The following is an 11952-nucleotide window of genomic DNA, read 5'->3' on the forward strand; positions in this document are numbered from 1 at the left end:
AGAATGACTGATTTTACAAAAATTTTAGATAAAGCAAAAGAATTAGAGACTAAAATGAAAGAGAGCCAAGAAAAAATAAAAAACATTCAAGTAGAAGGAACGTCTGGTTCAAATTCTGTAAAGGTTACTTTAAATGGTGAAAATGAAATGATCAAAATTGATCTTTCAGACGAAATATTAAAGGAAAATAAGATTATAATCGAAGATTTGATAGTGGCTGCCCATAATAATGCAAAATCAGAATTGAAATCCAAGACATCTGAAGAAATTTCTAAGTCTACAAGCGGATTTGGTATTCCTGGTTTTAAATGGCCGCTTTAAGAACATGCAAAATATTAATGAGATAGAAGAGTTAATCAAATTAATTTCTAAACTCCCTGGCTTAGGTCCTAAATCTGCAAAAAGAATTGTATTAAAACTTATTAATAATAGAGATGAACTTGTAAAGCCAATGGCAAACACTTTGGTGCAGGTTTATAAAAATGTTATTAGATGTCAATCTTGTGGTACTTTAAAATCTAATTCATTAGGCTGTAACAATTGTGAAAATTCAAAGGAAAAATATAATAAAATATGTGTAGTTGAAGACATTGCTGATCAATGGTCAATTGAAAATTCAAATATTTATAAAGGCTACTTTCACATTCTTGGTGGAACTATTTCTTCTGCTGGCCAGAGAAAGGAAGATCTTTTAATTAATTCATTAGTCGAAAGAGTTTCAAGAGAAAATATTGAAGAAGTTATACTAGCAACAAGTGCAACAGTAGAAGGTCAAACTACAGCTTATTATATAGAGGATAGTTTAAAAAAAACTTCTACTAAGGTTACAAAACTTGCTCAAGGACTACCTGTTGGTGGTGAAATAGAAAGTCTTGATGATGGAACTTTATATTCAGCTTTTAAAAACAGAACTGGAATTAAAACTAATTCTGATTAATTTTTTTTAATTAATCTATTTAAATGAAGAAGTGGTTCGGTATAGCCAGAAGGTTGAGACCTACCATGAAATACTAAATCACATGCTGCTTTGAAGGCTACTGACTTATCAAAATTTGGAGACATATTTTGATATAATTTGTCGCTTTTATTTTGTTCATCCACAATCTTTGCCATTTTTTTCATAATTTCCAAAACCTGCTTACTTGTACAAATTCCATGATGTATCCAATTAGCTATATGTTGAGAAGAAATTCTTAAAGTAGCTCTATCTTCCATCAAACCAACATTGTTAATATCCGGGACTTTAGAACAGCCCACACCTTGATCAATCCACCTTACAACATAGCCTAAAAGTGTTTGTGCAGAGTTAGAAATTTCTGAATTAATTTCTTCAATAGACCAATTAGGTCTGTCGGCAACTGGTATAGTTAAAAGATCATCTAATTTTGCTGGCACTCTATTTTGTAATTCTTTTTGTTTTTCAAAAATATTTATTTCATGATAGTGAAGAGCATGAAGTGCAGCCGCAGTAGGTGAGGGAACCCAAGCACAATTTGCACCAGCATTTAGATGGCCAGTTTTTTGTTCCATCATCTCTTTCATTTTGTCAGGCATAGCCCACATTCCTTTACCAATTTGGGCCTTACCAAAAAGACCACATTGAAGACCTATATCGACGTTATTATTTTCATATGCCCCAATCCATTTAGAAGATTTCATATCTCCTTTTTTAATCATAGGACCTGCTTCCATTGAAGTATGCATTTCATCACCAGTACGATCTAAAAAACCAGTATTAATAAAAAATACTCTATTTTGAAGCGTTCTAATACATTCTTTTAAGTTAGAAGAGGTTCTTCTTTCTTCATCCATAATTCCAACTTTGCATGTATATTTTTCCAATCCTAAAACTTCTTCAACTTTAGTAAAAATTAAATCTGTAAATGAAGTTTCATCAGGACCATGCATTTTTGGTTTAACAATATAAATAGATCCACTTCTAGAATTACCCTTTTTTTTAATATCATGAAGACACGCTGCTGAAGTTATAAAAGCATCCATAATACCTTCTGGTATTTCAGAACCATCTTTTAAAGTGATTGCCGGGTTAGTCATAAGGTGTCCAACATTCCTTACTAATAACAAACTTCTCCCATGTAGTTTTAATCCTTTTCCATCTTTAGAAATATAACTTCTGTCAGGATTTAATTTACGCTCATAAGTCTTTCCATTTTTTTCAAAAGTTGATTTCAAATCACCTTTCATAAGTCCAAGCCAATTACGATAACAAATAACTTTGTCATCAGCATCAACTGCAGCAACACTATCTTCATTATCACAAATAGTTGAAACTGCAGCTTCAACAATAATATCGCTAATTTTAGCAGGATCTTGTTGAGCGCTAAAAGCATTTGGATCTATAATTATTTCTATATGAAGATTATTATTTTTTAAAATAATTGCTGAAGGATCATTGGCCTCTCCTCTATGACCAATAAATTTATCTTTATTTTTTAATGATGTTTTAGTGTCTTCCTTTAATACAATTAAAGAACCATTATCAATTTTAAACCCTGTAATATTATGCCATCCTAAATTTTCTAGAGGAAAATATTTTTCTAAAAAATCTCTTCCGTATTTTATGACCATTTCACCTCTCAAAGGATCATATCTCTGAGAAGTACTATCTTCAGATTGCTCTATTATATCTGTGCCATACAAACTATCATATAAACTCATCCATCTAGCATTAGCAGCATTCAGCGCATATCTTTCATTCATGATTGGAACTACTAATTGTGGTCCAGCAATACTAGTTATTTCTTCATCAACGTTATTTGTTTGAATTTTAAAATCTGGACCTACTTCTTTTAGATAATCAATTTCCTTTAAAAATTTTTTATATTCTTCTAAGTTTATTTCATTGCCTTTATTAGCAATGTGCCAATCGTCTATTTTTTTTTGTAAATCTTCTCTAATTTTTAATAGTTCTTTATTTTTTGGGGCTAGCTCATGAACTACTTTGTTAAAGCCTTCCCAGAATTTTTTTGAAGAAATATTTGTATCTTTAAGCAATTCTTCATTAATGAAGTTAAGTAATTTAATAGAAACTGATAGATTGTATATTTTTGTATATTGTTCTTTCATAGCACCCATTTTACCCCATCTGTATTTTTGCCTGAGAGTTTTGCTCCATCGGCGAGATAAATCTCTTTCCAGAGTGTTATGTTTATTATCGGTCCATTTGCCTGAGAGTTTCCGGGGTGGTTGCTCCTTCGGCGCTATTACTGAATAGTCTCTCCCGATATTAATTAAGAGTACCTCTTAATAGAATTATGTCAAATATAAATTATTTAAAACATTTTATTGCCTTTTTTCTTAATTAATTAATAATTAAAAATCATATGAAAAATTATTTAAATTTTGAAACAGATATTAAAAATTTAGAAATAGAAATAGACAAGCTTAAAGACCCTTATAATCAAGATGGTCTTTCGGAAGTAGATACAAAAAAAATTTCTGAGTCTCAAAAAGAGATAGATAATAAATTACAAGAGATTTACTCTAATTTAGACCCTTGGCAAACTACTCTAGTTGCAAGACATGAAGACAGACCTAAAGCAAAATTTTTTATCGATAATTTATTTGAAGATTTTATCCCATTGTCAGGTGACAGATTTTATGGGGAAGACAAATCCGTATTAGTAGGATTTGCAAAATTTAATGAAAAATCTGTCTTAGTTATTGGTCAAGAAAAAGGGGATAGCCTTGAAAGTAGAATTGAAAGAAATTTTGGAATGATGAGGCCTGAGGGTTACAGAAAAACAATTAGATTAATGAAATTAGCAAATAAATTTAACATTCCTATAATTTCTTTTATAGACACACCTGGAGCTTACCCTGGTGTAGGTGCAGAAGAGAGAGGTCAAGCAGAGGCAATTGCAAAATCAATTGAGTGCTGCATGTCGTTAAACGTCCCAACTCTTGCAATTGTTATTGGAGAAGGTGGATCAGGAGGTGCAATAGCACTTGCTTCATCCAACAAGGTAATCATGTTAGAAAATGCAATTTACTCAGTAATATCTCCAGAGGGCTGTGCTACTATTTTATGGAGAGACCCTAAAAGAACCTTAGAGGCAGCAAAAGCCATGAAATTATCCTCAAAAGACCTCTTAGAACTAAAAGTAATTGATGAAATTATTCCAGAGCCAATTGGCGGTGCCCACAGAGATAGAGACCTAATATTAGATAACGTAAGAAAATCGATTAAAAAAAATTTGAATGAATTTTTTAACATGAGTGGAGAAGAAATTTTTAATCATAGAAAAAATAAATTTTTAACCATTGGAAGATCTAAAGGATTCGTAAATCAATTAGATGATTTAAGTACACTCAGCATGAAAGAAAGTAAGGTTAATTTATTTGTTAAAAACTTCTTTAAATCCAAGTTAAATTTAGCGGTTTTATTTGGAGTAATAGTTTTATTGGGCTATTTAATATTTTCTTTATAAAGCCCCACAACAGTTTTTAAACTTTTTACCTGTAGCTTCACATTTCTCATTTCTTGAAATCTTTTCATTTTTTCTTTGTATTAGTAAACATTTTGGATCGTTAGATGTTTCTTTTTTTAATGGTCTTGAAATACTTTCACTAGGTTCTTGAACTATTTTTAAATTGATTAAAATTGTAACAAAATCCATTTTCAATTTATTCAATAAGTTTTCGAAAAGAAAAAAGGCTTCTTTTTTATACTCAACTAATGGGTCTCTTTGACCATAAGATCTTAGGCCAATAACTTGTCTTAGTTGTTCAAGATATTGAATATGTGACTTCCAGTTTAAGTCTATACACTGAAGAAAAATTCTTTTTTCAACCTCTTTTGCTTTTTCTTCATCCAACATTTTAATTCTTTCATTTCTTGCTTCTAAAAATTTAGAATTAATTTTATTTTTGAATTCTTCATCTTTTAATTCAGTAACTTTTTTAAATTCATTATCATCAACACCTTTTCCTAGTAAAGTTTTTAACTGATTGTTAAATTCATTATTTTTAGTTGTTGATAGTTTCTGTATTTTTAAGGTGATTAAATGACTAATAATTTCAGATAAGAATTCATCTGAATAATCAAAAACTTTTTCACTATTCATCACGCCATTTCTTTGAGAGAATATTACATGTCTTTGGTCATTCAAAACGTCATCAAATTTTAATAAATTTTTTCTTATATCAAAATTTCTAGCCTCAACTTTTTGTTGTGCCCTCTCAAGTGCTTTATTAATCCAGGGGTGATCAATACTTTCTCCATCTTTTAAGCCTAATTTTTGAAGAATATTATTCATAGATTCTGAACCAAAAATTCTCATTAAGTCATCTTCTAAACTAACATAAAAAATTGAACTTCCTTCATCACCCTGTCGGCCAGCTCTTCCTCTTGCTTGGTTATCAACTCTTCTAGATTCCATTCTTTCTGTCCCAATAACAAATAGTCCACCAAGTGATTTTATTTTATTTTTATTTTCTAAAAGTTCATCATCAGGCTGACTTCCTTTTTTCCCACCTAACTGAATATCAACACCTCTACCCGAGATACTTGTTGTAATTATAACTGAATTCATTTTTCCAGCATTTGCAATGATTTCAGCCTCATTTTCATGATTTTTTGCATTTAAAACCACATGTTTAATTTTTTCATCATTCAGTAATTTTGAATAAATTTCTGATTTATTGATGCTAGAAGTAAAAACTAATATTGGCTGACTTTGTTTGTGACACTCAAGAACTTTTTCAATAATAGCTTTATTTTTTTCTTCTTCAGTTCTAAAAATTTGGTCATTCCAATCTTTTCTAATCATTTCTTTATTTGTAGGAATGATTACTACAATTAAGTTATATATTTCATAAAATTCCTGAGACTCAGTTGCTGCAGTCCCGGTACATCCTGAAATTTTATTATAGAGTTTGAAGTAATTTTGATAAGTTATTGATGCTAGAGTTTGATTTTCAGCTTGAACATCTATTCTTTCTTTGGCTTCAAGCGCTTGGTGTAGGCCATCTCCAAATCTTCTTCCCTCTAATATTCTACCAGTAAGTTCGTCAATAATTTTTAATGTTTCATCTTTAACAATATAGTCCCTTCCTTTTTCAAATAGATGATGAGCTCTTAAAGATTGATTTACATGATGAACTAAACTTAAGTTTTCAGGGTCATAAAAGTTATTATTTTTTAGGATTCCTGCATCAGAAAATATTTTTTCTACCTGATTTATTCCTTCATTAGTAAGTAATATATTTTTATCTTTTTCATCAATCTCGTAATGTTCTGGTAGTAGTCTTTTTATAAGTTTGTCAATCGCAAGGTATTGTTCTGTTTTGTCTTCAGCAGTTCCTGATATTACAAGTGGAGTTCTAGCTTCATCAATTAAACAAGAATCTATTTCATCAACAATAGTATAAACATGTCCCCTTTGAACCATTTGTTCCTTTGAAAATTTCATATTATCTCTAAGATAATCAAATCCTAATTCACTATTAGTTGCATATGTAATGTCAAAATTATAATTTCTTTTTCTTTCAAGATCATCCTGGTCATTATTAATAAAACCAAAAGTTAATCCTAAAAATTTATATATCTCTCCCATTTCCTGAGAATCTCTTTTTGCAAGATAGTCATTTACAGTAACTATATGCACCCCTTTTTCTGAAAGGGCATTTAAGTAGGCAGCAAGACTTATTGTTAAAGTTTTACCTTCACCAGTTCTCATTTCTGCAATTTTGCCCTCGTGAAGCACAACACCTCCAAGTATTTGAACATCATGATGCCTCTCATTTCTTGTTCTCTTAGAAGCCTCTCTTACAAGCGCAAAAGCTTCAGGCAATAGAGTGTCTAAATTTTCACCTTTATTAAGTCTATCTTTCAATTCTATAGTTTTTTTAGGGAAGTCTTCGTCACTAAGGTTTTTAACAGAAGCTTCCAAAGAGTTAACTTTTACAACTATTTTGTTAATTCTATCGAGCTCTTTTTGATTGCTAGATTTAATAAACTTTGTGATAAAATTTAAGGGATTAAGCATTTAATTTTCTGGTATATAATTAATTATAACTTTTAATATAAGTATTAAATAAATATTTTAAACACATGCCAATAAACGTTAAAAACTTTATAAACTCACTAAATTTAAAGTCAAAAAATAGCGACTTTCAAGATTTAGAACATCTAGACGGAGTTTCAATATCCACAGTTTGTGCAAATTTATACAGCAAACCTAGGGATGATTTGGTTATGTTTTATTTTAGAGACGGGGCAAACTATGCCTCTGTTTACACGCAATCAAAAATAATTTCAGAGAATATTAAATGGAATTTAAATATAAAAAGTAAAAAAATAAGTGCTCTAATTATTAACACTAGAAATGCCAATGTATTTACAGGATTAGATGGGTACAAAGGTTTAAAAGAAATAGCAGAAGAAGCAGCATTACAATTAACAAAAAAACAAACTGAAGACGAGGACTCTCCAAAAAAAATATCATCAAATCAAGTCCTTTTTGGATGCACAGGGACAATTGGAGAAAAATATCCAACTGAAAAAATTAAAAAGAACATTCCAGAGCTAATCAAAAAAATTAAATATACACAAAATAAATTTACCTGGATGAAAGCTGCATTAGGCATAATGACAACTGACCTACAGCCAAAAATTGCTATGGAGGAATGTAAAATAGGAGATAAAAATGTTAAGATTTATGGAATTGCCAAAGGATCAGGAATGATTTTTCCAAACATGGCGACCACATTAGGTTATGTTTTCACTGATGCAGATCTTTCAAACGACGTTTTAAACAAACTATTAAAGAAAAATATTAATACAACCTTTAATGCAATTAGTTGTGATGGCGACACTAGTACAAATGATATGGTTTCTATTTTTTCTACAGGAAAAGTAAAAAACCAAATCATAAATAATATCAATGATAAAAAAATATTTAGTTTTGATAAAGCCCTGCACTCAGTGCTATTAAATTTGTCAAAAAGAGTAGTTAAGGATGGTGAGGGAGCTACTAAATTTATTACAATCAATATAGCTAAATCAAAAAGTGAGAAAGAAGCAAGAGTAATAGCTTTTTCTATTGCGAATTCAAATCTTGTTAAAACAGCCATCGCAGGAGAAGATCCAAATTGGGGTAGAATAATAATGGCCATAGGCAAATCTGGAGTGAAAATAGATTTAAAAAAATTAACAATAAGCATTGGTGGTATAAAAATTATAGAAAAAGGACAAATTTTTAAAAATTACAAAGAAAATGAAGTGGCTAACTATATGAAGAGACAATCAATAGATATTTTGGTAAATTTAAATATGGGTTTAAAAAGTTTTACTGTCTACACAATGGATTTAACAAAAAAATATATTGAGATTAACGCTGATTATAGAAGCTAATTTGATATTGAATTAACTTTATTAATTATTAACTATAACTCATGATCAAATACGAGCTCATATGCAAAGATTGTGAAACTACTTTTGATAGTTGGTTTTCATCGTCTATAGAATATGAAAAACTTAAAAAGAGAAAATTCTTAAATTGTCATTTTTGCAATTCCTTAAATGTTGGAAAAGGCTTGATGTCTCCTAACGTGAGCACTTCAAAAAATAATTTGAGAGACATTGACTCATCCAGTGAAAAATATAAAGAAATAAAAAAAACAATTTACAAATATCAAGAATTTATAAAAAAAAATTTTGAATATGTTGGAGAAAATTTTGCTTATGAGGCAAGGTCTCTACATTATAAAGATAAAAAAAAAGCCAAAGGTATTTATGGTACTGCAACAAAAGAAGATCTTAACGAGTTAAAGGAAGAGGGTATAAAAGCAGAAATACTGCCTTGGATAAAAAACACTACAAATTAATTTTTTATAAATTTTGTAATATAATTAACAGAAGTATCATTTGTTACTTTCCAGCTATTATCTAATATATTAAAATTCATTCCATCTAACTTTTTAAGAGATAGATTATTTTTTTTAGTTATATTTATTAGCTCACTAGGTTTAACAAATTTTTCCCAATCATGCGTTCCAATTGGAAGCCATTTTAAAATATATTCAGCACCTACTATAGCGAAAACATAAGATTTTAATGTTTTGTTAAGTGTTGCAATAAACATTATTCCATTTTTTTTTAATAATTTTGAACTTTCCTTAATGAAAAAATCTATATCATTAACATGTTCAACTATTTCCATATTTAAAATTACATCAAATCTTGTCTTATTTTTTAGCATCTCTGGAGATGCAACTTTATAATCAATCTTAAGTTTATTTTTTTTTGCATGAAATTTTGCAACTTCAATATTTTTCTTTGATGCATCAATGCCAACAACACTTGCTCCTAGTCTGCACATTGGTTCAGATAATAATCCTCCACCACAACCAATATCAAGTAATTTAATATTTTTTAAAGGTTTATCAGATGATTTAATCTTAAAATCTTTGATAATATTTTCTTTTATATATCTAATTCTTATTGGATTAAAATTATGCAATGGTTTGAATTTACCATTAGGATCCCACCATTCTTCAGCAATTTTGGAAAATTTCTCAATTTCTTTTTTATTTATTGAATTCATAATAGATAGCTTGTGGACATAACAATTAAGATGTATTTTATCAAATATAAATTACAAAATTATCAATGAAAACTGTTGTATTAAAGTTCGGTGGAACTTCTGTTGGAAGCATAGATAGAATAAAGAATGTAGCAAAAATTATTTCTTCTTATAAAAAGAAGAAAATGGGTGTTATTGTGGTTTCTTCTGCGATGAGTGGCACAACTAATGAATTAATAAAAAAAACAAAAGAATTAAGTAATAGCTTTGATGCAGCAGAATATGATGTTTTATTAGCAACAGGAGAACAAGCAACTTGTGCATTAATTGCTGGTAGATTAAAACATCTTGGTTTTAAAGCTAGATCATGGATGTCATGGCAGCTACCAATTATTACAGAAGGACCTTATAGTTCTTCAAGAATTAGCAAAATCAATAAAGGAAAAATACTTAGTTTCATGAAATCAGGTGGAATACCTATTATAACTGGTTTTCAAGGCATTAACTTAGAAAATAGGATTACAACACTGGGAAGAGGAGGAACTGATGCATCAGCAATAATGTTGGCAAAATTTTTTAATACTGATGCGTGTGATGTCTTCACTGATGTAGATGGAGTTTATACTACAGATCCAAGAAATCATTCAAAAGCTAAAAAAATTCATAAAATTTCCTACGATGAAATGTTAGAGATGGCATCATTAGGTGCAAAGGTTATGCAACCTACATCTGTACAAGATGCAAAATTAAATAATATTAATTTTTCAATTAAATCTTCATTTCAAAAAAAGAAGGGCACATTAATAACTGGTGCAAAAAAAACCTTTAGTAATCAAATAATAACTGGAATTACTTCTACAAAAAATGATTCTAAAGTTACGATTGTGGGTGTTAAGGATAGACCGGGAGTAGCAGCTGCTGTTTTTAAACCATTATCACTTAATCAAATTAATGTTGATATGGTAGTTCAAAATATTTCTTTAAATGGAAAAGAAACAGACTTAACTTTTACAATTAAATCTGAAGATTTAAAAAAAACAGAAAAAATAATTAAACAAAATAAAAAAATTTCATTTAGAAAATTTACATACGATAATAATGTTTCAAAAGTATCGATTATTGGTGTTGGTATGATTACAACACCAGGAATTACCTATAGAATGTTCCAAGCATTGGCTTCAAAAAAGATTAATATAATGGTTATTTCAACTTCTGAAATTAAAATTTCAGTTTTAATTTCAAATAAACACATAAAAAAAGCAGTAGCAGTGCTTCACAAAGAATTTAAGTTAGATTAATTTATGAGCTTAAGACCATTTAGAGATATTCATAGAAAAAAAACAAAAGTTATAAATGTTGGTGATGTAAAAATAGGTGGGGATAATCCTATTTCTGTTCAATCTATGACTAACACCTTAACAACTGATATACAGGCCACAATAAAACAAATTAACGATATTCATGAAGAGGGTGCTGACTTAGTTAGAGTTTCGTGCCCAGATGAAGAGTCCTCATTTGCTCTTAAGGAGATTACAAAACATGTATCTGTTCCAATAATTGCCGATATTCATTTTCATTATAAAAGAGCAATAGAAGCAGCTGAAAATGGAGCAAAATGTTTAAGAATTAATCCAGGCAACATAGGAGATAAATTAAAAATACATGATGTGCTTAGTGCTGCTAAAAATAATGATTGCTCTATTAGAATAGGTGTTAACGCCGGCTCTCTTGAAAAAGATATTTTAGAAAAATATAAGGAACCATGCCCAGAAGCTTTAGTTGAAAGTGCACAAAGAAATATTAAGATTTTAGAAGATCAAGATTTTTTTAATTTTAAGATAAGTGTAAAATCTTCAGATATATTTTTATCTATTGCAGCTTATCGTCAACTATCAAAAGTTACAGATTATCCACTACACCTAGGGATCACAGAAGCTGGAAGTTTTGTATCAGGTAGCGTTAAGTCATCAATAGGTCTTGGGTCACTTTTAATGGATGGAATAGGTGATACTATAAGAATTTCTTTGTCTGACGATCCTGTTAAAGAAATTAAAATTGGTAATGAAATATTAAAGTCACTTAACTTAAGAAATAGAGGTGTAAAAATTATATCTTGTCCATCATGTGCAAGACAAGCATTCCAAGTAATTGATACAGTAAAAAAATTAGAAGATAAACTTGCTCACATCAAAACTCCTTTAACATTATCAATTATTGGCTGTGTGGTTAATGGACCTGGAGAAGCAGCAATGACGGATATAGGAATAACTGGAGGTGGGAAAGGTAATAATATGCTTTATTTATCTGGCATTCAAAGTGAAAAAGTTTTATCAGAAGATATAATATCAAGAGTTGTAAGTGAAGTTGAGAAAAAAGCTGCTGAACTTGATAAAAAATTATAAAT

Annotated in this window: 10 protein-coding genes and 1 riboswitch; of the genes, 7 read left to right on the top strand and 3 right to left on the bottom strand. The window is 29.4% G+C overall.

Going from position 1 to position 11952, the window contains the following annotated elements; translation table 11 throughout:
• Nucleotides 1-3 precede the first annotated feature (3 nt).
• Together ABXT61_RS00595 and recR are read left to right on the top strand one after the other, a co-directional pair.
• Entirely contained in the window at nt 4-321 is a 318-nt protein-coding gene (locus ABXT61_RS00595) for a YbaB/EbfC family nucleoid-associated protein (protein WP_415315393.1), read from the top strand.
• 4 nt (nt 322-325) lie between these two features.
• The gene (gene recR, locus ABXT61_RS00600; protein WP_415315394.1) at nt 326-937 is read left to right on the top strand and encodes a recombination mediator RecR; all 612 of its coding nucleotides are present in this window, start codon (nt 326-328) and stop codon (nt 935-937) included.
• Here recR and ABXT61_RS00605 read toward each other — a convergent pair.
• Nucleotides 934-3096, bottom strand: coding sequence for a malate synthase G (locus tag ABXT61_RS00605; RefSeq protein ID WP_415315395.1), 2163 nt, complete (start codon nt 3094-3096; stop codon nt 934-936). The genes recR and ABXT61_RS00605 overlap by 4 nt on opposite strands.
• A 70-nt stretch (nt 3097-3166) precedes the next feature.
• Nucleotides 3167-3254: riboswitch (glycine riboswitch) on the bottom strand.
• A gap of 90 nt (nt 3255-3344) precedes the next feature.
• On the opposite strand from ABXT61_RS00605, the gene ABXT61_RS00610 reads away from it, so the two are divergent.
• On the top strand, nt 3345-4451 hold the full coding sequence (locus tag ABXT61_RS00610; protein WP_415315396.1) for an acetyl-CoA carboxylase carboxyltransferase subunit alpha: 1107 nt from the start codon (nt 3345-3347) through the stop codon (nt 4449-4451).
• Here ABXT61_RS00610 and secA read toward each other — a convergent pair.
• A complete protein-coding gene (gene secA / locus ABXT61_RS00615) occupies nt 4446-7010 on the bottom strand; it encodes a preprotein translocase subunit SecA (RefSeq protein ID WP_415315397.1) in 2565 nt (854 codons plus the stop codon). The two genes, ABXT61_RS00610 and secA, sit on opposite strands and share 6 nt — an antisense overlap.
• Nucleotides 7011-7075: 65 nt before the next feature.
• Here secA and argJ point away from each other — a divergent pair, with 65 nt between their 5' ends.
• Nucleotides 7076-8377, top strand: a complete 1302-nt coding sequence (gene argJ, locus ABXT61_RS00620; RefSeq protein WP_415315398.1) for a bifunctional glutamate N-acetyltransferase/amino-acid acetyltransferase ArgJ — start codon at nt 7076-7078, stop codon at nt 8375-8377.
• 41 nt (nt 8378-8418) lie between these two features.
• Nucleotides 8419-8850 carry a DUF1178 family protein gene (locus ABXT61_RS00625; protein WP_415315399.1) on the top strand — a complete coding sequence of 144 codons (432 nt, stop codon included), beginning with the start codon at nt 8419-8421 and terminating at the stop codon, nt 8848-8850.
• On the opposite strand, the gene ubiG is transcribed toward ABXT61_RS00625, so the two are convergent.
• Entirely contained in the window at nt 8847-9569 is a 723-nt protein-coding gene (gene ubiG, locus ABXT61_RS00630) for a bifunctional 2-polyprenyl-6-hydroxyphenol methylase/3-demethylubiquinol 3-O-methyltransferase UbiG (protein WP_415315400.1), read from the bottom strand. The genes ABXT61_RS00625 and ubiG overlap by 4 nt on opposite strands.
• A 65-nt stretch (nt 9570-9634) precedes the next feature.
• On the opposite strand from ubiG, the gene ABXT61_RS00635 reads away from it, so the two are divergent.
• Nucleotides 9635-10846 carry an aspartate kinase gene (locus ABXT61_RS00635; RefSeq protein ID WP_415315401.1) on the top strand — a complete coding sequence of 404 codons (1212 nt, stop codon included), beginning with the start codon at nt 9635-9637 and terminating at the stop codon, nt 10844-10846.
• 3 nt (nt 10847-10849) lie between these two features.
• Entirely contained in the window at nt 10850-11950 is a 1101-nt protein-coding gene (gene ispG, locus ABXT61_RS00640) for a flavodoxin-dependent (E)-4-hydroxy-3-methylbut-2-enyl-diphosphate synthase (protein WP_415315402.1), read from the top strand.
• The last annotated feature ends 2 nt before the right edge of the window (nt 11951-11952 follow it).

The sequence above is a fragment of the Candidatus Pelagibacter sp. Uisw_137 genome (assembly GCF_047720245.1).
Classification (GTDB): Bacteria; Pseudomonadota; Alphaproteobacteria; order Pelagibacterales; family Pelagibacteraceae; genus Pelagibacter.